16 protein-coding genes are annotated in these 24,561 nt (G+C 54.1%); 6 read left to right on the plus strand and 10 right to left on the minus strand.

From position 1 onward, the window contains the following. Window positions 1-96 precede the first annotated feature (96 nt). From yjfF to LBJ36_00090, 4 genes are all read right to left on the minus strand, one after another. Entirely contained in the window at window positions 97-1,101 is a 1,005-nt protein-coding gene (gene yjfF, locus LBJ36_00075) for a sugar ABC transporter permease YjfF (GenBank protein MDR1377437.1), read from the minus strand. Continuing rightward, window positions 1,098-2,105 (minus strand): ABC transporter permease, encoded by a 1,008-nt coding sequence (locus tag LBJ36_00080; GenBank protein MDR1377438.1) that lies wholly within the window; start codon window positions 2,103-2,105, stop codon window positions 1,098-1,100. Before LBJ36_00080 ends, yjfF begins: the two co-directional genes overlap by 4 nt. Further along, window positions 2,102-3,670: a sugar ABC transporter ATP-binding protein gene (locus LBJ36_00085; protein MDR1377439.1), complete on the minus strand. Its 1,569-nt coding sequence runs from the start codon at window positions 3,668-3,670 to the stop codon at window positions 2,102-2,104. The genes LBJ36_00080 and LBJ36_00085 overlap by 4 nt, the downstream gene beginning before the upstream one ends. Window positions 3,671-3,804: 134 nt before the next feature. Further along, window positions 3,805-4,743, minus strand: coding sequence for an ABC transporter substrate-binding protein (locus LBJ36_00090; protein ID MDR1377440.1), 939 nt, complete (start codon window positions 4,741-4,743; stop codon window positions 3,805-3,807). A 502-nt stretch (window positions 4,744-5,245) separates the two neighbouring features. Between LBJ36_00090 and dxs the strand changes: the two genes are divergently transcribed. From dxs to LBJ36_00120, 6 genes are all read left to right on the plus strand, one after another. Then, complete coding sequence (dxs, locus tag LBJ36_00095) at window positions 5,246-7,138, plus strand: 1-deoxy-D-xylulose-5-phosphate synthase (GenBank protein MDR1377441.1); 1,893 nt, start codon at window positions 5,246-5,248, stop codon at window positions 7,136-7,138. A 1-nt stretch (window position 7,139) separates the two neighbouring features. Continuing rightward, complete coding sequence (locus tag LBJ36_00100) at window positions 7,140-8,048, plus strand: TlyA family RNA methyltransferase (GenBank protein MDR1377442.1); 909 nt, start codon at window positions 7,140-7,142, stop codon at window positions 8,046-8,048. Between the two features lie 23 nt (window positions 8,049-8,071). Then, window positions 8,072-8,950: an NAD(+)/NADH kinase gene (locus tag LBJ36_00105; protein MDR1377443.1), complete on the plus strand. Its 879-nt coding sequence runs from the start codon at window positions 8,072-8,074 to the stop codon at window positions 8,948-8,950. A gap of 10 nt (window positions 8,951-8,960) precedes the next feature. Beyond that, complete coding sequence (locus tag LBJ36_00110; protein MDR1377444.1) at window positions 8,961-10,604, plus strand: AAA family ATPase; 1,644 nt, start codon at window positions 8,961-8,963, stop codon at window positions 10,602-10,604. A 694-nt stretch (window positions 10,605-11,298) separates the two neighbouring features. Continuing rightward, entirely contained in the window at window positions 11,299-15,270 is a 3,972-nt protein-coding gene (locus LBJ36_00115) for a response regulator (protein ID MDR1377445.1), read from the plus strand. Between the two features lie 12 nt (window positions 15,271-15,282). Further along, the gene (locus LBJ36_00120; GenBank protein MDR1377446.1) at window positions 15,283-16,023 is read left to right on the plus strand and encodes a hypothetical protein; all 741 of its coding nucleotides are present in this window, start codon (window positions 15,283-15,285) and stop codon (window positions 16,021-16,023) included. Window positions 16,024-16,071: 48 nt separating this feature from the next. On the opposite strand, the gene thrS is transcribed toward LBJ36_00120, so the two are convergent. From thrS to LBJ36_00150, 6 genes are all read right to left on the minus strand, one after another. Beyond that, window positions 16,072-18,024: a threonine--tRNA ligase gene (gene thrS, locus LBJ36_00125; GenBank protein ID MDR1377447.1), complete on the minus strand. Its 1,953-nt coding sequence runs from the start codon at window positions 18,022-18,024 to the stop codon at window positions 16,072-16,074. Between the two features lie 530 nt (window positions 18,025-18,554). Next, complete coding sequence (ftsH, locus tag LBJ36_00130; GenBank protein ID MDR1377448.1) at window positions 18,555-20,486, minus strand: ATP-dependent zinc metalloprotease FtsH; 1,932 nt, start codon at window positions 20,484-20,486, stop codon at window positions 18,555-18,557. Between the two features lie 121 nt (window positions 20,487-20,607). Next, window positions 20,608-21,159: a hypoxanthine phosphoribosyltransferase gene (gene hpt, locus LBJ36_00135; GenBank protein MDR1377449.1), complete on the minus strand. Its 552-nt coding sequence runs from the start codon at window positions 21,157-21,159 to the stop codon at window positions 20,608-20,610. 28 nt (window positions 21,160-21,187) lie between these two features. Next, window positions 21,188-22,255 (minus strand): tRNA lysidine(34) synthetase TilS, encoded by a 1,068-nt coding sequence (tilS, locus tag LBJ36_00140; GenBank protein MDR1377450.1) that lies wholly within the window; start codon window positions 22,253-22,255, stop codon window positions 21,188-21,190. Window positions 22,256-22,317: 62 nt separating this feature from the next. Next, window positions 22,318-23,316, minus strand: a complete 999-nt coding sequence (locus LBJ36_00145; GenBank protein ID MDR1377451.1) for a glycosyltransferase family 9 protein — start codon at window positions 23,314-23,316, stop codon at window positions 22,318-22,320. 59 nt (window positions 23,317-23,375) lie between these two features. Next, entirely contained in the window at window positions 23,376-24,500 is a 1,125-nt protein-coding gene (locus LBJ36_00150; GenBank protein ID MDR1377452.1) for a glycosyltransferase, read from the minus strand. Window positions 24,501-24,561 lie beyond the last annotated feature (61 nt).

Consider the following 24,561-nt stretch of genomic DNA (forward strand, 5'->3'; position numbering starts at 1 on the left):
GCGGTGACCGCTTCTATAGCGTTCAAAATAAAAAGCCCAAGACATTATAAAGATCCTTTTATATTCAGTCCAGATAAGGATTCAAAGATTGACAAATTATCGGCCAATCGAGTTTTCGCGTTTTCCCTGACGACGGAAATGGGCACTTCTAGCTATCCAGGTCTGGAGCAGAATGAAAACGAAAAGCAGCGCGCCGATAATGATTTTGGTCCACCAGGAGTTGAGCGTGCCCTCGAAGCTGATAAAGGTCTGGATGACGCCCTGAATCAAAACTCCCAGAAGCGTCCCCGGCAGGTACCCCACGCCTCCGGAAAGCAAGGTGCCCCCGATCACCACGGAGGCGATGGCGTCCAACTCCAGCCCTATTCCAGACAAAGAGTACCCCGAAAACGTGTACAGCGTGTAGACGACTCCGCCCAATGTCGCGAAAAAACCCGAAAACGCATAGATCCCGATTTTTGTTCTACGCACCGGCAAGCCCATCATCGAGGCCGATTGCTCGTTGCCCCCGATGGCATAGATATTGCGACCGAACGGGGTGTATTGGGCGATCCACGTTCCCACCGCCACCACACCCACCAGGAGGATGGCGATGAAGGGGAAATCCACCCGGTTCGAGAGGGTAATCCCAAAGTTCGCTATCGAGGTCAAGAGGGGAGACCTCAGCGGAATCGACTCTAAGCTGATGATCTGACTTGTCCCTCGGGCAAGAAACATTCCCGCCAGAGTGACGATGAAAGGTGGGAGATCGTAAAATGCGATGAAAAAACCCATCGCCGCTCCAAAGGCCGTACCTGCCACCAGAACGAAGAGAATCACGAGAACGGGATGCCATCCGTGCTGGGTGATGAGCTTTGACATGACGATGCCCGTGCAAGCCACCACGGACCCCACAGAAAGGTCGATGCCCCCCGACAGGATAGCGAAGGTCATACCCACCGCCACGATTCCCAGAAAAGCGTTGTCGATGAAGAGGTTTACGAATACACGCAGGGTGAAGAAGTGCGGGAAGCAAAAAGACGCGGCGGCATAAAGCAATCCGAAAACCACGACTGTAGCCAGGATCGGAATGTGTCGCGCTTTCAGTCTCGATCTTGTCATGCCCGGATCTCCTTTCGTCCACGTCTACTAAAAATCTGCGCGCGGAAAGAAGGGGATTGGACAAGGCTGATCAAGATGACAACGAAAGCCTTGACCACCAGAGTGGCCGGGCGGGCCACCCCTCGGGCCAGAATTGTGGTGGTGAGAGTCTGGATAATGAGAGCCCCCACGACGGACCCCGCTAGGTAGAACCGACCTCCGCTCATGGCTGTGCCCCCCAGAACCGTAGCTAAAATAGCGTCTAACTCTAAGTTGAGTCCTACGTTATTAGCGTCGGCTCCCCGTATCTCCGTCGTCAGCACCAACCCCGCCATGCCCGCGCAAAAACCTGAGAACATATAAACTAGCAGCTTGATGCGGGTCTCGCTGATGCCCACGTAGCGGCTGGCTACGGGATTGACACCAATGGACTCGATAAAGAGCCCAAGAGCCGTCCGCCGCGTCAGAAACCACACCATTAGTAGCATTCCCGCGGCCAGATAGAGGCCGAAAGGTAAGCCCAAAATGAAGCCGGCGGACAAGAACTCGAAATTCGGACGGGAAAACTTGATGATCTGACCACCGCAGAGCAATTGGGCGATGCCGCGTCCGGACACCATCAAAATCAACGTCGCGACAAAGGGCTGAATCCCCACTTTCGCCACAAGAAAACCGTTCCAGAACCCAGCCGCCGTCGTAGCCAAAAGCGGTAAGACCACCGTAATGACAAGAGGCGCGTCACTTCGAGCCAAAAGAGCCGAGATCGCCCCGGCTACAGCGATCAACGCCCCCACGGACAAGTCTATTCCTCCCGTCGCGATGACCAGGGTCATGCCGGCGCTCAAAAGTATCGTGGGCACGGAGCGGCGCAGGATGTCGATCATGCTGCCGTAAAAGTGCCCGTCTTTGATTTCTATGACACCGAACCGCTCCGTAAAAGCGATGTTGAAGGCCAGCAGCAGCGCCAGAAAAGTCAAGGACCAGAAATAGGGACTGCGGACCACTCCTCGAACAAATTTTTTCATACTCTTCCCTCCGTTTGGCCTGTCTGGGCCGTTTGGGTCGTCTGAGCGGAGCAATCGCGCCCCTGAGCTATGGCGCTCATAATGTTTTCGACCCGAACCTCGCCTTCCGAGAGTTCGCCAATTTTGCGGCGATCACGCAGCACCGCGACTCGCTCGCAACATCGCACTACCTCGTCCAGCTCCGAGGAGATGAACAGTACCGCCAGTCCCTCGTCGGCCAGGGATAGGATCAGTTTTTGTATTTCCGTCTTCGCCGCCACGTCGATACCGCGGGTGGGTTCGTCCAGAATCAGGAGACGGAGGTTCGACGCCAACCACCGGGCGATGATGACCTTCTGTTGGTTCCCCCCCGAAAGGTTTCGGACTGGCTGCTCGCTCCCTGGTGTCTTGATCGAAAGGGACTCAATGAACTTCTCGGCGATACGTTCCTGCTCGGCCCGGCTCAACCTCTTGAAGACGCCTCGGTTTGCCTGAAGCGCTAAAATGATATTCTCCCGCACCGAAAGGCTACCAATGACCCCGTCCGTCTTCCGGTCCTCAGGGCAAAAGCCCATACCCGCCGCGATGGCGTCTTGAGGGGAGGAGGGTCTGAGGGAAGTCCCCTCTACCTTGATCTCTCCTTGATCGAAGCCGTCGATTCCAAAGAGCAGCCTTGCCACTTCGCTGCGTCCGGAGCCCAGTAGACCGGCGAGGCCCAACACCTCGCCCTGCCCCAGTCGCAGATCGAAGGGCTCTACGACGCCGAAGCGCGCTATTCCAGAGACCTCCAAAAGAGGCCTCACCTCTTGGGCCGCGCGAGTGGGACGGCGCTCGAACTTTTCCTCAGCTTTACGGGCACTGGTCTCCTCGCCTACCATAGCTGTGATTAAGTTAATTCGCGACAGGTTCGCCATCTCAAATTCTCCCACCAGCTCCCCGTTGCGTAAGATGGTGGCCCGGTCCGAGATATCGTACATCTGATCCAGAAAGTGGGTGACGAAAACAATGCCCAGCCCCTCGGACTTTAGTCCTCTCATGACGTGGAACAAACGGGCGACTTCCTCCTTGTCCAGGCTGGATGTGGGCTCGTCCAGAATCAGGATGTCAGCGGAAAAGAGGAGCGCTCTGGCGATGGCCACCAGTTGTTGTATGGCCACGGAGTAAGAGTTCAACTGTTCCGTGACGTCTATTTTCAAGTTCAGACGCTCCAGAATTTTCTCGGAGCCTTGACTCATCTTTTTCCAATTCAGTAGCCCCAGCCTGGTTCGTGGCTGAATCCCCAAAAACAGGTTTTCGGCCACCGACAGAGTCGGTATCAGGTTGAGTTCCTGGTGGACGGTGCTGATCCCCGCTCTCTGAGCCTCCGTGGAGGAGGCGAAACGCGTCTCTTGCCCCTTCAGATAGACACTGCCCTCGTCCTGTCTGTAGACGCCGCTCAAAATTTTGAGCAACGTGGATTTTCCCGCGCCGTTTTGTCCCATTAGCGCGTGGATCTCTCCCTTGCGCAATTTGAAATCAACGCTCGAAAGCGCCCTCACGCCGGGGAAGGAAATACCGACATTCCTGGTCTCCAATAGATATTCCAACTCTCCACCTCCCGAAAATTTACGGACCCTGGCGCTGAGGAGTTTTTTCCTGAAGCAACGCGAAGGGCCCGTAAAATAGTTTTTTCGTCCGAAACAAAGTAGCCTAAATCTGGCTTATCGGGTTTCGGCTTCCGTCAGTACTTGCGAGATCCAATAACGGTGGCCGCTTGGTCCTTGGTGAAGACTTCGTCCTTCTGAATAATCCATTTATCCAGTGTCTCGCCGGCGATGGCTTTCTTCAGGGTTTCGTAGGCCAAGGGTCCAAGCAGTGGGTTACACTCCACAACAGCGTCCACCTCGCCGGCCACCATAGCCTCGAAGGCCGCTTTCGTGGCGTCGACGGTGATGATCTTGATGTCCTCGCCGGGTTTGAGGCCAGCCTCTTTGATGGCCTGAACGGCGCCAAGCCCCATGTCGTCGTTATGGGCGTAAACTACATTGATGTCGCTGCCATATTTTTTCAGGAACGCCTCCATGACCTGCTTACCCAGTTCCATCGTGAAGTCGCCCGTCTGGGACTCTAGGATCTTCACGTCCGGGGTCTTCGCCAGCTCTTCTTCAAAGCCCTTCTGACGCTCGGTGGCCGCGGAGGCCCCTGGGGTTCCCTGGAGCTGCACCACGTTACCCTTGCCATCCAGCGTCTGGACGACCCATTTAGCGGCCTCGCATCCCTCAAAGACGAAATCCGACGTGATCTTGCAGACGTAGAGAGATTCATCATCGACGGTAATGCCCCGGTCCAGCAGGATAACGGGAATGTTCGCCTTTTTAACCTCGTTCAGGATAGGTTCCCAGCCGGTCTCCACCACGGGGGCCAGAAGGATACCGTCGACGCCCTGGGCGACAAAGGAGCGGATCGCCCGGATCTGGTTTTCCTGCTTCTGCTGGGCATCGTTGAACTTCAGCTCAATTCCCAGCTCTTTGGCCGCGCTGATGACGGATTCCGTTTCCGCCGTGCGCCAGCCGCTCTCCGCCCCGATCTGGGCGAATCCGACCACCAGGGGCCTGTCTGCCGCCAAGGCGGAACCCGCAAACACGAAAACCAGCAACGCCAAAAGCCACAATTTCTTCACCACAAAACACCTCCATTTTTTCCGCGCTTCAGCGCGGATATACATACCGATCTTTTGGACACTTCTTTTGGACACTTCTCTTGGACACTTTGATCACCTTCGTACTTTATTAAACAAGTTTATTATGGACTTACGTATAAAAGCAATACTATTATAATTAATTTTAACTAAAGAAGGGTTTTTTGCTATCACAGATACAGGGTAAACGCATCAGACTACAAGTTATTGCTATAACTAATTTTACCCAAACAATATGCCTGTGGAGAACTATACTAACTGAATATTACTGAATATTTGGGAAGGCATTCTTGAAAGTTCAGAGTTCTGGGAAGCAGGAAGTCTAATTTGCAAATATTTAGATACTAAAACATAGGAATTATAATGTTTTTTTGCATCGAAACAAAGTCATTCTGTCGCCTTGTAGTAATTCCCTTCGTTGACCTATAATGTCCTCGTCGACTATGACGACGGCTTCAAATCTCGAATAAGAGAGGGTACTTCCTTGGAATCTCAGGCGAAAATTGCGGGCAGCGAAACGCGGAATTTTTTGAGAGAAGGCTTCGGAATCGACGATTTAAAGGCACTGCCGCCCAACAGCCTGAAACCCTTAGCGGCGGAAGTGCGGAAGCTGATTGTGGAGGTGGTTGAGGAAAACGGCGGACACCTGGGATCGTCTCTGGGCTCCGTGGAGTTGTGTATTGCACTCTTGCGGAAGTTTGACCCCCTCCAAGACCGCATCGTGTTCGACGTGGGACATCAAAGCTATCCCTACAAGATTTTGACTGATCGCGCGGACCGCTTTCACACTCTTCGCACCATGAATGGAGTCTGCGGATTTCCGCGGCGCTCCGAAAGTCCCTTCGACCACTTTGACACGGGACACAGCAGCACCTCTATCTCCGCCTCCTTGGGATACGCGAAGGCGCGGGACCTGTTAGGGCAGAAGCACCACGTGGTGGCTGTCATCGGCGACGCGTCCCTGATCAACGGACTGGCTTTCGAGGCCCTGAACCACATCAAGGAGACACAAACCCGGCTGATCATTGTCCTAAACGACAACAAACACTCCATCGGCTCGCAAGTCGGGGGCTTCGCCACGATGTTGGCCCGCCTCTCCGCCAGCACCTCCTACAACAAGATCAAGTCAGCCATTAAAGATTGCTGCCGGGCGCTTCCCAAGGGCGACGCCCTGGAAAAAAGGCTGGAGGGCATCCGCGATCAGATCAAGGCCCTCATGAAGCCCCAGAACATCTTCGATGAGTTGGAAATCAACTACTGGGGTCCCTTCGACGGGCACAACATCGAGGAATCCGAGATGATCTTCGAACTGGCCAAGAGCTACGACCGGCCCGTACTGCTCCACTTCAGCACCATCAAGGGCAAAGACTTGCCGGAAGCGGAGTTGGACCCCACAAAATACCATCAGATGAGCCCTCGATTGGAGCGTGAAGCGCCCAAAACCCGAACCTGGAGTGACGCCGCCTCCGGGGTGATGAACCAACTGGCCCATGCTGACGAGCGCGTCGTTTGCTTGACCGCCGCTATGGCCACAGGGGTAAGACTTGAAAACTTTCGAACCCATTTTCCTGCCCGTTTTTTTGACGTGGGCATCGCCGAGAGCCACATGCTCACCTTGGCCGCGGGGATGGCCGCGGGGGGGTTGCGTCCTTGGGTGTTTATTTACTCGACGTTTTTGCAGCGGGCAATGGACCAATTGACCCACGACATCGCGCTTCAGAACTTGCCGGTGGTGCTGATGATCGACCGGGCCGGTCTGGTGGGGTCGGACGGGGAGACCCATCAGGGGCTTCTGGACGTGTCTTGGACTCGATCCATCCCCAACCTGGAGGTCTACTCTCCGGCCGACGAGGTCTCGCTGCGGCAGATGATGGCCTACGCCGCCGACCGCGGAGGCCCCACCGTTATCCGTTACCCACGGGGGTCGCTTCCCATCCGCAACAACCTGTTTAGCGGACAGGAAACCTTGGGCTCCGCGCTGATCCGTCAGGGCGAGGACTGGGCGTTGCTGGGACACGGGGTTACCGTCCATATCCTGCTTGAAGCGCGGGATCGGGCGGGGGAATCGGGTCTGCCCACGCCAGCCGTGGTGGACCTGCGCCGTTTGAAGCCTCTGGACCTGGATGTTCTCGACGGGGTTTTGAGAAACTACTCCACCGTAGTCGTGGCCGAGGAAAACTATCTGAACGGCGGCATAGGCGAAGCGATAGCCTGCCGCGCGGCGGAGCTGGGAACCTTGACCTGCGTCAAACGTTTGGGCGTTTCGGACCGGTTTATTCAGCATGCGACAATCGACCAACAGAGGTCGTTCTGCGACCTGACCGTGAAAAGCGTCCTAAGCGCGGCCGGGCCGAGAGCTTGCGCTTACACGGCATAAAATGGTGAGTCACACGGACGATCCAAGAAATATTCCCAAAAAATCTAAAATAGCAAAAGAACGCCTCGATAAACTTTTGGTGGATCGGAAGTTCGTGGAAAGCCGGACAAAAGCCCAGGCTTTGATTATGGCCGGCAAGGTCAAGGTGGATGGAGAGCGTGTGGAGAAAGCAGGCGCGCCCACGGCCGTCGATTGTGTTTTAGAGGTAGACCAAGGACCGCGGTGGGTCAGTCGCGGAGCGTTCAAGCTGTTGAAGGCGCTGGATGTCTTTGAAATCGACGCGTCGGGCCGCGTTTGTGTGGATATTGGGGCCTCGACGGGAGGCTTTACGGATGTATTGCTAAACGCCGGGGCGAAAAAAATCTACGCTGTGGACGTGGGGTATGGTCAGCTTCACTCTCGGCTCGCCGCCGATCCCCGAGTGCTGATTATGGACCGAACCAACGCCCGTTTTTTGACGCCCGACCGGTTTGACCAGAGGATAGAGCTCCTGGTCTGCGACGCTTCGTTCATTTCCTTGCGCCTTTTGCTTCCGGCGATGGACGCGATCTTGTTCCAAGAACCCGAAAATCCAGAGAAAGAGAAAGGGGACATTGTCCCTCTGAACGCCGTCCTTCTGATAAAACCTCAATTCGAGGCGGGGCGGGAACGCTTGGGGCGGGGCGGGGTGGTGCGCGACCCGAAAGTGCACGTGGCCGTCGTGGAGGAAGTGCTGGATTTTGTCGTCCGTGAGACCCGTTTGTGTCCAGCGGGACTGTCTTGGTCGCCGGTTCTGGGGCCAGAGGGAAATCTGGAGTTTTTGTGCCACTTGATTCGCGCCGCCCCCAACATCGATGTCAACATTGACGCCAGCTTCGACATAAACGCCGTGATAGACGCGGCTCACCAGGAACTACTGAGGAAAGAATAAAAGCAAAGAAGATGAATTTTATAATGAAGAACTTGGGAATGATCATTAACGCGCACAAACCTGAGGCCCTGGAGATGGGGCGCCGCCTCGTACACCGCTGCAAAGAGGAGGGGATCCCTCTTCTTTTGCCCCATCATGAGGCCTCGATGTTGACAATAGAGGGAACCTCCGACGAAGAATGGCTTAAAACCGTCGATATCGCTTTGGTAATAGGCGGCGACGGGACTTTCTTGCGGGCGAGCCGCTACATCATGGAGGCGGGAATCCCCCTTTATGGTATCAACCTGGGACACCTGGGCTTTTTGGCCTCCGGCAAACCGGAGGAAGCCGAGCGGGATCTGAAACGCATCGTAAACGGGGAATACGAATTGCTCGAACGGCCTCTTTTGCACTGTACGCTTTTCCGGGACGATAGGCCCCTCCATGAGATGTACGCTTTAAACGACGTGGTGTTGACCAAAAACGCCATCGCACGTCTCTTGCACATCGAAGTGCGTTTCAACGACAAATTCTTCGGAGTCCTGCCTGCGGATGGGGTTATTATTTCATCGCCAACTGGTTCTACGGCCTATGCTCTTTCAGCCGGAGGACCCATCATCCCTCCTCACATGAAGAGCATGTTATTGGTTCCAATCTGCGCCCACACTCTCTACTCCCGTCCTCTTCTGGCCGCCGCAGAGGACACGATCACCTTGACCCCTCGAGGGAGCGGGGTGCGGGAGATCACTTTGACTCAAGACGGACAGTTAGCCTATGAGATTCTTCCGGGCGAATACGTGGAGATTTCCCTGGCGCGAGACCGAACGCTTCGCACGGTCACCATGACCGACAGGACTTTCCTTGATCTGGTGCAAGAAAAATTGGGCTGGGGTCAGAGTATTGCCATGACGGACAAGGAGTGAAGCGCTCGCCGTGCTGAAGCGACTTTCCATCCGAAACGTGGGAGGCATCAGCCACTGCGAACTCTCCTTCGAGAAAGGCTTCACTGTTATCACCGGTGAAAGCGGCGCGGGGAAGAGCAGCATCGTCCGTGCTATCGAGCTGGCGTCGGGAAAACGCGGACAGTCCGCCCTCATTCGCGCCGGAGAAGAAGAGGCCGCGGTGGACGTGGTTTTTCAGACGGACTGTCGATTATCAGGCCTGGATGAAGAACAGCAGCCCGCCGAAGGAACGTTTTTCGCGAAACGCAACTTGTCACGCAGTGGTCGAGGACGCGCGATCCTCCAGGGAAGTCAGGTGCCCGTCGTTCTCTATGCGTCGTCGGTCGCCCAGTTGGTTCACATTCAAAGCCAGTTCGCACAACTGGAACTCCTGGACGCCGGGTGTCAGTTGACTATGGTGGATTCCTGCGGGCGCCAGGAACTGCGCGACGCTCTGAGCGAACTTCGAAACGTCTTTGAACAAGCCAGAATCAAAGAACGCGAGTTGAAAGACATCGCCACCCGCCGAGCGGAAATCGAGCAACGATACTCCAACGCCGCCGAAGTCGTTCCTCTGGTGAAAAAAGTCGATCCCACGACCGGACTGGAGGCCTCCTTAGAAAAAGACATTAGCGAACTCTCCAGCCGATTGACCGGCTTGGGCAAGATTGCCCAAGCTCTTGACCATCTGACCGGCGGCCGGTCCGAACAGGGGCTTCTGGACGCTATGAACAACGTGGGCGGAACCCTGATCGAGTGCTTGCCCTCCGAGGAGGGAGAGATGGCGGCGCGCCTCTTGCGGGAAGGGCTGCAAAGTTTTCAGGACATCGCCGACCTCGCGCGAAGCCAGGCAGGGTCCCCCGATGCCTTAAGGCGGGAGATCGAGGCTTTGGAACAACGATTGGGGGCGCTTCGCAAACTAAAGCGCCTAGCCGGGGCAAAGAGCGAAGAAGACCTGTTAGCCTACTGCCAGGGGTCCACAGAGGGTATGTCCTGGTTGGAAGAAAGTTATGACCGATTGGAGAAAGTCGCTCAGGAGGCTCGAGAGCTGCGTCGCCGCGCCAACCAAGCGGCTATGACTCTGCGCGAGGAACGCAAAAAAGCCGCTGAGACCTTGGAGGAACGGGTCAACGCGCTCTTTGAGGACTTGGCGATGGATGGCGTCGGCTTCGTGATACGTTTCGTCGAGCTGCCCAAGCTCCGGCGGGACGGAGCGGATGGAGTAGAGTTCACCCTCTTTACGGATAAACGCAGTGGAAAGGTGGACAAAATCGCCTCTGGAGGAGAATTGAGTCGCTTGCTTCTGGCCTTGCAACTTTCACTGCCCGACGAGTGGCTGCCTCCCACTCTGGTCTTCGACGAGGTGGAAGCAGGTTTGGGAGGGCGAGCTGCCGTGCTTTCCGGCCTCAAGCTCCAGGAGCTTTCACACCGGTGTCAGGTGCTGCTGGTAACCCACGAAGCCTCTATCGCCGCTTTAGGAGACCGGCATTTCGTCGTGCGCAAAGAGGACGGTGAGTCCCACTCCCATGAGGTAGAGGGCGAAGAGCGTGTCCGAGAGGTGGCCCGTATGCTCTCCGGCGACCCTGATCTTCCAGAGGCCCAAGAACACGCCCGTCGCCTACTGCGTTTGCCATAAATTTGAGACGTCTGAATTTTGCGCCAGCCGCTCTATAAATTACCCTCTCCCTTCATTGGCTGAACATCTAAACACGGCGGGTCGTGTCTTAGTGTCTTTCTTAGTGTCTTTCTTAGTGTCTTGCTTAGTGTCTTTCTTAGTGTCTTGCTTTGTGTCTTTCTTTGTGTCTTGCTTTGTGTCTTGCTTTTTTTTGACATACTCCCACGATTAAAGTTGTGGGATTCTAAGATCGACAAAAACAGCCCACTGAAACCGGTCTTACGTCTTCTCCTTTAAAAGTGGATGTCCCCACTCTGAGAATATTTACAGCCACATTAATATCCCGGTCGTGTTCCGCCCCGCATCTCACGTTGATAAGCCATAAAAGGAGTTTAATATGAAAAAGGAGGTTAATATGAAAGTAGACATATGACAAGAAACCAAATACAAAACAAACGCCGCCATTGGCGGCGTTGCGGTTTTCATCCAATCTCAGCCAACGGCTAAGCCGTTGGCTTTCTCATCACTTTATTGTAAGCTGTCTTTATTTTAACAAAAATCATTTCGGAGATACAGAAGATCGAAGGCGTTTAAAGCGCCGATATGTCCAATAAAATTGTCTTTCAAGAGTTTAAACGTATTTTTATGACACGAAATTTGAGTTATGATTGCACGAGTGCTTTGAAGTAGTTTGAGGAACTTGCGAGGGAGTAAAGTGGAAAAAATTTTAAAATATCTCGGCAATGCCACGGAAAAATTTTTGGCCGTGTTGGGTATGCGTTTAGGACTTCGGACAAGACTTATCGTCGTTTTTCTGGTCATTAAGGTCATTCCTCTCATTACCCTATCCATTATCGCGTGGCAGCAAATTATTACACTAGGACAGATGCTACGAACCAAGGCTATGAACGACTCTACTGTAGCTCTGAACGCCAACGCTATCGAAAATGTCGAACGCATGACGACAGATATGGCATCAAGGGTCGCCGAGTTTCTTTACGGGCGCGACGACGACATTCTTTTTCTCTCTGGCATGAAACCGTCGGAGGAACTCTACCGCCAATTCATCGACAGCAACACCAGGAGGCTCGTCAAAGAGAGCAAATGGAAACTCGCCCCCGATGGTATGTCCTGGGTTCCCGCCCTCTCGGTGTTTCCCCAAGAGGGCGGAGGCGTGTCCACCAACCCCGAAAACAACGATGTCGTGGACGGGGCGAGTTATCACTATCGCCCGCCAGAGAGCTTCGAATATAAAGACATTCCCCTTTACGACGAGATAACATTCGTCGCCCTCGACGGAATGGAGAAAATCAAACTGCTCTCATCGTCGCCGCGCAAAATTTCTTACCCTATGAGCCCGGAGCTGGGGAATATCGCCGAAAGCAAGAACACTTATGTGGGTGGAGAAGTCTATTTCGAGGAGTTGAAAAAGCTCAGACCCGGTGAGATATACGTGTCGGATGTGGTCGGCGCTTATGTGAGATCGCATTTTATCGGCATGTATACGCCCAAGCAGATGATCGTAAACCTGATCAACGTGGAAATCGCGGGGCTGAACGGCATGGAAGCTCCCAATCGCGCCACTGGCCTCATACAAAGCCTGACGAATCTGAAAAACAGTGAGATACCGGCATTGTCCATTCCAGAAAATGACTATCAAGAAGTGAATAATCTAACCCAAAAAGCCGTGAGGGATCGACTTGAGGCCATAAAAAACACCGCGAAGGCCAAAGGATTCGAGGACAGGCTAGAGGCGTTGATCCAGCGGGTGGAGGCGGTCCGCTTCTACCCCGAACAGGAAGCCTACGCCGGCAAGGAAAATCCGAACGGAAGGCGTTTCGAGGGCATCGTCCGCTGGGCTACTCCGGTGACGGACGACGGATCCAAGACGGGCAATATCATCGGCTATGTCACGTTTGCCCTGAATCACGACCACATCATGGAGATAACGGACCACGTTACCCCCATGAGCAATCGCTATACGGAACTGCCCAGCGCTTACGACGGAAATTACGCCTTCATCTGGGACTATCAATGCCGCAACATCTGCCATCCCAGACATCACTCGATCGTAGGGTTGGACCCGGAGACCGGGACTCCTGAAATTCCGTGGCTCGAATCTTCGATCTATGAGGATCTGCTCAAAAAAATCGGGGGAAATGATTTGAAGGACCTGGAGGAAAACTGGCCTACGCTCCTCAACCAGCGGCCCACCTCTGAACTCATCAAAGGGCAAAAAACCTTCGACGGGCAATCAAGAACAAAGAGGCCGGCTTTGCCTCTGACTCAGGCGGGACTGGTGGGACTCGATGGACGTTACCTCAATACGGCTCCTCAGTGCACGGGTTGGATGGACCTGACGAAAGATGGAGGGTCCGGTTCCTTTTACATCCTCTGGAGCGGTCTGTATAAGCTCACCACCGCTGCCGCGATTCCTTACTACACCGGACAGTACGCTCCGTCGGAGGCCAATGGATTCTCCAAACGCGGTTTCGCCATCGTGACCATTGGCGCGGGACTCGAAGACTTCCAGGCTCCGGTTAGGGCGACGGAAACGGCACTTGAATCGGTCGTCGAGGATAACCTCAAAAGTACGTTCGCGCGGCTCATGGCAACCACCTTGATTCTGATCGCTGCAGTGATGTTCGTGGCGATATGGATCGCGTCGTTCCTAACGGACAACATCACCCGGCTTATCGAAGGTATCTCCCGTTTCAGAGCTGGCGAAAGACAATTCCGTTTTAACACCACGATGAAAGACGAGTTCGACATCTTGGCAAACTCCTTCGACGATATGGCCGACAGCATTGTGGACAGCATGAACAGCCCTCTAACCATCACCGATATGAACCTCAAAATCATCTACATGAACGAATACGGGCTTACGTACCGGGAGAAGACCTTGGACCAGGTCGTGGGTTCTCCTTACATCGAGAACAACATCTATCCCTTCGGCTCAAAATACTGCCCACTGACGGCGCTCCAGGAAGGACGCGAGGCGGAAGTTTACTACCACGAAAATGCCAACCAATATATCCATGGCACTGCCTATTATTTATTGGATAAAAATGGTGAAAGGATTGGCTATATCGTGGTGACCACCGATGTTACCGAGATGCAACAGGCGAGGGAGAAAGCAGAACAAGCCAGCCGCGCGAAGAGCGATTTCCTTTCAAACATGAGCCATGAGATGAGGACCCCAATGAACGCCATCATCGGAATGACCTCCATCGGCAGGTCGGCGTCAAACATCGAGAAAAAGGATTACGCCTTCGCGAAAATCGGAGACGCCTCGGCACATCTTTTAGGGGTTATTAACGATATTCTCGACATGTCGAAAATAGAGGCAAACAAATTCGAGCTTTCTCTGGTGGAGTTTTCTTTTGAAAAGATGCTCCAAAAGGTGGTGAACGTCATCAACTTCCGCGTGGAGGAAAAGGGGCTGAACTTCTCCGCCCACCTAGATGGCGCCATTCCCCGCACACTGATTGGGGACGATCAGCGTTTGGCTCAGGTGCTGGCAAACCTGCTTTCCAACGCCGTAAAGTTCACACCGGAAGGAGGATCTATTCGACTCGACGCCTGCCTCCTCAAAGAGGAAAACGGCAAGTGCGCCATCCAAATGAAGGTCATAGATAGCGGCATAGGAATCAGCTCGGAACAACAGCGCCGATTATTCCGCTCCTTCGAGCAGGCCGAAAGCAGCACATCCCGCAAGTTCGGCGGAACGGGGCTCGGACTCGCGATTTCCAAGCGCATTGTCGATATGATGGGCGGCAGAATATGGGTAGAATCCAAGCAAGGAAAAGGTTCCACGTTTGCCTTCACCATGGAAGCCGCTCGAGGCGCCGAAAAATACGCCAGCCTATTGCGCCCAGGGGTGAACTGGGAAAATATCCGGGTATTGGTGGTCGATGACGACTTAGAGGTTTGCCAATACTTCTCCGAGATCGCGAATCAATTGGAGGTCGCTTGTGACACGGCCACCGGAGGCAAGGAAGCCCTTACCTTCATTGAAAAGAACGGTCCTTATGACATTTATTTCGTGGATTGGAAAATGCCCGACATGGACGGGATCGCTTTTTCCAGGCGAGTCAAGGAGAAATGGAAGGATAAGTCTGTGGTGGTGATGATCTCCGCCGCAGAGTGGAACGCTATAGAAGACGAGGCGAAAAGCGTAGGAGTGAATAAATTTTTACCGAAACCCATCTTTTCCTCAGACATCGCCGACTGTATCAACGAATGTTTGGAGGCGGTTGGCTCGGAAAGTACGCCGGCGGGGGAAAAAGGGGAAGACGGCGACGATTTTAAAAATCGCCGCGTTTTGCTGGTGGAGGATGTGGAGATTAATCGCGAGATCGTCTTGGCCCTCCTTGAACCGGTGAATTTGATGATCGACTGCGCGGAAAACGGTGTCGAAGCGGTGAAAATGTTTGCCGACGCGCCGGGAAAATACGAGATGATCTTCATGGACATGCAGATGCCAGAGATGAACGGTCTGGAGGCCACTCGGCGCATACGAGCTATGGACGCGCTCAACGCGAAGACAATCCCCGTCGTGGCCATGACCGCCAACGTTTTCCGCGAGGACATTGAAAATTGCATAGAGGCGGGCATGAACGATCACATCGGCAAACCCTTTAATCTGGAAGAAGTTTTGATCAAATTGCGCAAATATCTCTCTTGAGCGGGGTGTAAGATGGGATTTTTCGAGAAGGTGATCGACGCCGCGCATAAATGTGAAAACGCTTCGGTGTCGAAGTTGGTTTTAGGTTGGCACGCCAGCGTCGTCGTTGCCGACGACGGTCGATGGGGCGTTGGGTGCGTACCCAACTCTCTGAAAGAAGCCCACACGGCCCGGGAGTCTCATACGACCCAATTGCTCGAAGGCTCCCTTGTCCAACTGGCGGAATTGATCGTCTCTCCCTTCCCCCAAGAATTTGCGGCGGCCACGGCGGCTTGTTCGGCGCTTCTGCCGTTTCCCGACGGCGGGTTCCGTCTGGACGTCATTATGCCCTGCGCCCGGGGAGATAGAGTGGCCGTACTGGGGTACGAGCGGGAACTGGTTTCCCTGATGCGGGACTGGGGTTGGAAGCTGGCCATCTTCGACGACAACCGTCAGGGACCGGACTGTTTCCCGCAAAAGGATTTTCCATCGGCAATCCAGGAAGCGGAGTGGGTATGGCTTTCACCCGAGGCCATACGCGACCGTTGGTTAATCTCCACAGCGGACGTCTTGATGGGGAAAAAAGGCTGTTTTCTCCAGGGGCCCGGATTGCCCTGGTTGCGCGAGTGTTTCGCCTCTATGAACGTTACCCACCTCATTGCCCCTCAAGCGGCAGGTGACGTAGAAGCCATCTGCGCCCGTCTCTCCGCCGGAGGGGATCCTTGGCTTTGCCCCGACCTGGAATGGCGCGTTCATTTCACCTACACAAGCTGAATAGGAGACGCCCGTCAACCGAGCGCCCCCTGTCCTGAGAAGAGCTCTTTAGCTCTTTAAGGGCGAGAACTCCGCCTTGCAGACAGACTTGAACATATCAAGGGACATGCTGCCCAGGTCGCCTTTGACACGCTCGCGGACCGCGACCTGACGCGACTCCACTTCTTTGTCCCCGACCACGATCATGTAGGGTACTTTTTGCAGTTGAGCGTCTCGTATTCGCTTACCCAGTTTCTCGTCTCGACCGTCGATCTCCACCCGCAGACCCCAGCCTTTGAAGATCTCGGCCAGCTCTTGGACAAACTTTTCGTGGGATACGCAGTTCTCAGGGGAGGCGGACCCTGAGGTTTGGATGGGAATGAGCTTGACCTGCACTGGCGCGATCCAGAACGGGAATGCTCCTGCGTAGTGCTCGATCAGGATACCCAGGAACCGCTCGACGCTGCCCAAGACCGTCCGGTGCAGCATGACGGGACGGTGCTCTTTCCCATCCGCCCCCACGTAGGTCAGGTCGAAGCGCTCCGGCATTTGGAAATCGAGCTGGATGGTGCCGCACTGCCAGGTCCTGCCGATGCAGTCCTCCAGATGGAAGTCGATTTTTGGCCCGTAGAAGGCGCCATCGCCCTCGTTGACGCGATAGGGTATTTCGGAGGACTCCAGGGCCTCTCTCAGAGCATCCTCCGCCGCCTCCCATTGTGCGGCCTCCCCCATAGAATTTTCTGGGCGGGTGGAAAGCTCAACCCTGTAGTTGAAACCGAACACGTCCTTGTAAATGTAGTCGCACAGGGCCATGATTCCGATCACCCCTTGTTTGACCTGATCGGGCGTGCAGTACAGGTGAGCGTCGTCCTGGGTGAAACAACGCACGCGCATCAGTCCGTGCAAAGCACCGCTGCGCTCGTGGCGGTGCACAATGCCCAGCTCCGCCATCTTGAGGGGCAGGTCCCGGTAGCTATGGATCTGAGATTTGTAAACCAACATTCCGCCGGGGCAGTTCATCGGCTTTATGGCGAAGGGCTTTTCGTCGATCTCCGTGAAGTACATGTTTTCCTTGTAATGATCCCAGTGCCCAGATTGGAGCCAGAGGGAACGGTCTAGGATGAGAGGAGTGCGGATTTCATCGTAACCTCGTTTCGTGTGTTCGCGGCGCCAGAAGTCCAGCAAACAGTTGATGATGACCATTCCCTTGGGGTGGAAGAAGGGAAACCCCTGCCCTTCGTCGTGGAGGCTGAAGAGATCCAGTTCCTTACCCAGCTTCCGATGGTCGCGGAGCTTTGCCTCTTCCAGCCGCCGCAGATGTTCCTTCAATTCCTCCGGCGTGGCGAAGGCCGTCCCGTAAATTCGGGTCAACATGACGTTCTTTTCGTTGCCGCGCCAGTACGCGCCGGCCAGGGAGAGCAGTTTGAAGTTCCGAAGCCAGGACGTGTCCGGTACGTGGGGCCCTCGACAGAGGTCTACATAGTCTCCTTGTTTGTAGATCGACACGGTAGGGACATCCAGCTCCGAAATCAGCTCCACCTTATAAAGATCCCCGCGCTTCTGGAAAAATGTCAAGGCCTCGTCTTTTGCCATATCGACCCTTTCGATTTTCTCCCCTGAGCCGGCCAATTTGCGCATCTCCTCCTCGATCGCGGGCAAGTCCTGATCCGTCAAGGGAGTTGGAAGGTCGATGTCGTAGTAAAATCCATCTTTAACGCAGGGGCCGATTCCGAACTTGGCTCCTGGATGGAGCCTTTCGACCGCCTGAGCCATTAGGTGCGCCGTGGAGTGGCGCAAAATTTCGAGCCCTTCTTCCGAAGTCGCCAGTACGGGCTCGATAGCAAGAGCGGAATGAACGCCCTCGTTCTTCGGAAAAATCTCCCGACTGAGGTCCAACAACTCCCCTTCCACCTTACCCGCCAGAGCTTTTTTCAAGAGCCCCAACTCGGCCAAGATTTCGGACACCCTCACCGATTCCTTCCGCAACTCGCAGGACTTCCCCTTGTTCTCGAACTTCAACATCTCCATTATCCCCCAATCCAAATATGAAACAATCCAAATATGAAAGTATAAAAATATCCCCGCCGCCTCCACTTATGGAGACGACGGGGATACCCATCTGTCGCGGTTCCACTCCATTTCCATTCCCTCGGTCCCGTCAGAAACGACTTCACGGGGCAGGGAATAGCTCTCAAATCCGCTGTAAGGGGCGGATCCCCGGCGTTTTATCCGGTCTTATAATGTGAGATTCAACCTGGCCTCAACGTCCGCTCGGAGGGGGTCTTCGCTTCTTTTACGCGGCAAGAACTCTCAGCCTCTGGTTCTCGCCTCTCTGTGCGTAAATTTAAAATAACTTGCAAGCTACTCGTCCTCTTCATCGCGCCTATTTCAGATCATTCTCGATCATGCGAGACAGAATAACACCGAAACTTTTTTTGTCAATCACAAAAATCCACAACTTATTAAGAAAAAAATATTAAGAAAAAAACAGGATTAGAGGACGAGTCCCTTGTGGGTTTTTTAGGTTGAGGGGCAAAGCCTCATGGTTTTTCTTATGCCATAAACTCGTTTTTCGGCGGCTCCTTGGTGTCAGGTTTTTGTTCTGCTGGCGCTTCTCCTTCCGTTTCTTTTTTCTCAGATTTTTCTTGGGCCGGAAGTTCTTCTCCGTTCATCAGCGCCTCAAATTCCTTGCCGTCTAAGGTTTCTCGTTCCAGCAAAATGACCGCGATTCTATCGACCAACGGCCTGTTTTCCGACAAAATCTCCCGCGCTTTAGTGTAACAGGAGTCGATGATCGCCTTGACCTCTTGGTCGATGGCGTAGGCCACCTCTTCGCTATAATCACGGTCCTCGGAGATGTCGCGCCCCAAGAAAATCTCCTCTCGCTTACGTCCCAGTTTCACCAATCCCAGCCGATCACTCATACCCAGCTCCGTCACCATCTGGCGGGCCGTTTTTGTCGCGCGGTCCAGGTCGTTAGCTGCACCGCTGGTCACGTCGCCGAAGATTAACTCCTCCGTCACGCGTCCGCTGAGCAAAATGCTGATACGGTTCAACATCTCCGACCTGGACACCAAGAAACGGTCCTCTTCGGGTAGTTGCAACGTATATCCCAAAGCCGCGTGTCCTCGGGGAACGATGGAAATCTTATGGAGGGGATCGCTCTCAGGCAGTTTCTTCGCTACCAACGCGTGACCTACTTCATGGTAGGCGATAATCTTCTTTTCTTTGTCGCTGATTAATCGGCTCCTGCGTTCCGGGCCAGTCATGACGCGCTCAATACCCTCCTCGAACTCGTCCATGCCGATTTTATTCTTGTTGCGGCGCGCGGCTAGAAGTGCCGCCTCGTTGACCAAGTTCGCCAAGTCTGCCCCCACGAAACCAGGAGTCCGGCGGGCCAATATACCCAGTACCACGCTGTCGTCGATTTGTTTGCCCTTGCTGTGTACCTTGAGAATGGCCTCGCGCCCGTTGACGTCGGGGCGGTCCACCACAATATGACGATCAAAGCGACCGGGGCGCAACAGAGCCGGGTCCAAAATGTCCGGACGGTTTGTCGCCGCGATCAAAATCGTGCTGCTTGCGTCGTCAAAACCGTCTAGCTCCACCAGAAGCTGGTTCAAAGTCTGCTCACGCTCGTCATGACCGCCTCCGAGGCCCGCTCCTCTATGGCGCCCTACGGCATCTATCTCATCCACAAAGATGAGGCAAGGCTGATACCTCTTGGCCTGATCGAAAAGGTCGCGAACACGGGCGGCGCCCACACCCACAAACATTTCGACGAAATCGGATCCGCTGACGCTGAAAAACGGCACGTCCGCCTCTCCCGCCGCGGCGCGAGCCAAAAGCGTTTTCCCCGTGCCAGGAGGTCCCAGCAGCAAAACGCCCCTCGGCACCTTCGCCCCTAAACGGGTAAACTTCGCGGGATCTTTCAAGAAATGAATAACTTCCTGTAACTCTTCTTTCGACTCGTCGCAACCAGCCACGTCCGCGAAGGTGACTTTGGGTCGATTGTCCAGGAATAGCTTGGCCTTGCTCTTCGCGAAGGACATGACCTTTCCGCCGCCACCCTGCATATTGTAAAGAAAGAAGATCCACACCCCGATCAACAGGAGCGTCGGAAAGAGCGAAGACAGAATCGTCACCCACCATGAGGTCTTTTGTGGAGCCTCAATAGTGACCTCGGCACCTTTTTTCGCCGCCTGGGCCGCCAGATCGCTAGCTTCCACGCTATAGGTCAAAAACCTGTTTCCGTCTCTCAACTCACCACGTAACGTCGCGGAACTCGATTCGCCCGGCAACGTGTTGTTTCTAATTGAAAGCGCAACGACCCGTCCAGCCTCTAGTTCCGACAAAAACGTACTGTAGCTGATTTCAATATACTGTGGTTGAGTCTGAGCTGGCGTCAAAAACATGTTCACCAGGCTGACCACCAAAACAATAAGAATCAGGTACAGACCCAGATTCTTCACTACCCGCCCCAAAACATCGCCGCCTCTCCTACCTTATCTTAATCTTAAACCCCATCTTAATCTTAAACCTTATCTTACGCGTAAAATTCAACTTCGTGATTCTAACATAAACAGATGGAACATGAACAAGGAATTAGAACTCTACCGCGCAGATAGATGGTAAATGCCTCCATTTTCCGGCACAATCCAAGCCGTATCCCACCACGAAAACGTCGGGAATCGTAAACCCGCAGTAATCGACGTTCACTGCGACCTCGCGTTTTTCGCGCTTGTCCAACAACACGCAGGTTCTGAGGCTGGATGGCCTTCGCGCGCGTAGAATATCCAAAAGGTAAGATAACGTCAATCCCGTGTCGATAATGTCCTCCACGATTAAAACGTTTTTACCCTCAATGTCGCTACCCAGGTCCTTGAGAATGCGCACAACGCCGCTGCTTTTTGCCGCGTCCCCATAAGAGGAAACCGACATGAAGTCCATTCTCACATCCAAGTCCGGGGACATACAGCGTAGCAGGTCCGACAGAAAAATCACGGCCCCGTTCAAAATCCCCACGGCCAATAATTCCCCTCCTCGCGTCTCGGACACGATTTTCTTCGCCAAAATTCGGACTCGCTCGGTAATCGCTTCTTCGGAAAACAATACTTCGCTTCTCCTGTAGCCGGAAATTTCTTTAGAATTGCCCATCCCGTCACTCTCCGATCAATTCTTTGCCCTAACGCCACACCCAATTGATCCGGTCTCGGCTTCCCAGTACGGATAGCCTTCCATTCCATTGAAACTCGAAACGCTTCTTTCCTCCCATCAAAAACGCCAGCTTCTCGCCGCGCTCGCGGGAAAGCGTCGGAATTTCCAAGCGGCGTCCCATCGCCCGAACCAGAAGAACCCTCTCTCGCAGAGAGAGGGCCCGTACTTTTTCGCGATCAAGGTTACCGCTTTTTTCGTCATTTCCGGTCTTTTTATGGGTGTCGCAAACAATAACAGCCTCCAAAAGAGCGGTGCCGTAACTTTCCTCTTCTCGACGATAATACCCCATTTCCTCGGCGAACGCCACTAAATGATCGACGGCTTTCGCGTTGAGCTTTTTCTCAACGAGGGGGATCAGTTGGTTGCGGAGGAAATTTCGCGTGTGAACCTCGTTCGCGTTGGACTGGTCCTCACGCCAAGAGATTCCGCGGCAACGCAAAATGGCGCGCAGAAAATCCCTAGAACAATGTAATAGGGGGCGGAAGAAAATCCCCCTTTGCTCCGGTATCCCTGCGACGCCACGGACACCCGCCCCACGTAAAAGATTGAACAGCACGGTCTCGGCTACGTCTTCTTTGTTGTGTCCCAGAGCGACGCCCCAAGCACCGCGCTTTCGCGCGACGGATTCGAGAAAAGCGTGACGCAGACGCCGGGCCCCCATCTCCAGAGATTCGCCCCTCTCTAAGAGCCCCGGAACATCGACGTGCCGAACCTCCGACTCCAAGCCCCAACATTGAGCCGCTTCCTGGACGAAACTCGCGTCTTCCTGGGACGCTTCGCCGCGAATGCCATGCTCCAAGTGCGCGACGATGATTTTTCCCTCATAAAAAGTTCGGAACAACCATAAAAGGGCCATGGAGTCGCCGCCCCCGGAGACGGCCAAAACAACAGGGCCCTCTTGTCCCCCTCCGTCTTCGATCCATCCCTGGCGCGTTCCGGTCTCGAAGAAAATCCGACTCAGGGCGTTCAAAGAATACTCGTAAGGAATATCCCGGCTCCGTTCTCGTTCTCGTTCCTCTGGTGGTAGTCGCGACAAGGCTCGGCGGTAAAAGACTTTTTGAGCGAAAACTTCCACATTCTCACCCGAACGTTGTAATCCTAAGAGGTAAATTCTCGAAAGGCATGGAGCGCTTGGGCAGGTGAGATGTCGGCCAGGCAGTCGACTGGGCAACGGTAATTGCGGCAACCCGCCTGAGGGCAGCTCACCCGCGCCTCTCGGAACCAGGGCATACGAAAATCCATCCCGTAGGCGTCCGTAACCCCGAAAAAACCCAGCGTCGGCGTCCCAACCAACGCGGCGAGATGCAGGGGTCCCGTGTCATTGCCCACAGCAACGGAGCAGGTCGCCGCCACAGCGGCCATGAGAGGGAAAGGCGTTTGTCCCACCAAAGTCAGCACTGTGCGGCTCCGCAGAGCCTCCTCGATTTCCCGCGCCGTTCGAGCCTCTGTTTCGCCGTGACCGTTCAGGACCACGCCCCAGCCCTCGGCGACCAAAGGCGACAAGAACTTGATCCAGTGCTGGATAGGCCAGAATTTTTGTGGCTTGCTGGCTCCGATGACGGCGAAGATTTTTTTGTCGGGCAAACCTGAGAGCATCGACTCGGCTTTTTCCCTGTCCTCTGGAAGCACAAAAATCGCCGCTTCATCTCGATTTTTAAAGTCCACGCCCAGCTTATCCAAGCACTCCCAATGCGTGGTTTTGTAGCAGAGCTGCATCCCGCTGTTGTAGCCAAAACGTTGGCGCACCCCGCTAAAAAAAGCGATACTGGCGGCGGCGGCTCCCCGATGCAGGCTGAATAACCACTTGAAGTTCGACGCCCGGATTTCTCGTAGCACGCGGAAAAAATCCCACGGACGTTTCTTAACATCCCAAAAGAGCAAATCATCAATATAAGGCTGTATTTCCAATATCTTGGCATAGTTTAGATGGGTCAAAAACGTCAAATGAACCTCCGGATATTTCATTTTAAATCGATGCGCCGATGCCGCCGCTTGCAGGACGTCGCCGAAGGCGCTGAAACGTATCCACAAAACTTTTTCTCCTGGTTGGGGACGTAGCCCCGATGACTTCCCTTTCGGCATTTTGCGCTCCAACATGACGACTCCCCTCTCTTTCTTGGACACATTTCCATCGTCACATTATCATTCAGATTCGGTTACTCTCGAATCGTCAGGTCATCGAACAATCGTTCGTATTCTTTGACTGCGCGCAGTTGCGAAAAAAACGCGGCACGCTTTTTCAGCTTTTCGACGGGCAGAGGGTGTTTTAAAGCCTCCTCTATGGCCCGTGCTACATCGGAGGCATCTCCGGTCTTCGCCAAATAACCATATTTTCCATCGTCCAATATCTCGGCGGGCCCGCTTTTACAATCTGTGGAAACGACGGAACAGCCGCAGGCCAGAGCTTCGGCCGCGACGTTGCCGAACCCCTCGAAACGAGACGTCATGACGAAAAGCGCCGCGCGTTTCATATACGGAAAGGGGTTAGAAACGTATCCGGGCAACGAGACTCGGCTCGCGAGATTTTGTTTACGCACGAGCTTTTCCAGCATCGCCCTTTGTTTACCCTCGCCTAAAATCAAAAGCCGCAGCTCTGGGCGCCGAGGAGCCAATAGACCAAACGCCCGGATCAATGTCGCAAAATCCTTCTGGACGCCCAAGCGCCCAACGCCCAAAACAACCGTCACCTTTTCCTTAAACCAAGGGTGATCTAGAGGAGCTTCCATTTGGGCGCAGAGTTCATCTGTCAGAACGGGGTTGTAAATGACGCGGATTTTCTCCGACTTGATAAGCCTCAGAGTCCTCATTTCCTCCGCGACGCCCCGAGAAATACAGATGCAGGCTGAAGCGAGCGGATATAAAAGGCGGCAGCGCAGAAAGCGCAAACGCGTTTGCACAGGTCCGCGGTCCAGAGTGAACATGTTACGCTGTGACAGAATAACATGAAAGGAGGCGCGCAATACAAGCCTTGCCAAAAGCGCTCTCATGGAGGTGTAGACGGGAAGGAGAAAATCCGCACGAAAAGCACGGAGGTACATTAATAAGAGAAGAAATGAGCCCTTTAGATCTACAACTTCGACCTTGGGATCCACCTCACGCAGCAGAGGGCCTTTTTTCGCGAATAAAAGCATAATGATACTCTGACCATCTCGCGCTAAACCGTTGGCGAGGCGTAAAGCCGAGCGCGCCGCTCCTCCCTCCCCCAAATCCCGAAGGAGAAAAGCCAGCCGATACTTTCTCCGATTTTTATATTCGAGGCTTTCGTCTTCCCATTCATTCATGCTTCGAGCCATCCAATCATGAAAATTCTATCTTGAACATACCTTGCGTTCTATGTGTAAT

It is taken from the genome of Synergistaceae bacterium (assembly GCA_031267575.1).
Taxonomy (GTDB): Bacteria; Synergistota; Synergistia; order Synergistales; family Aminobacteriaceae; genus JAIRYN01.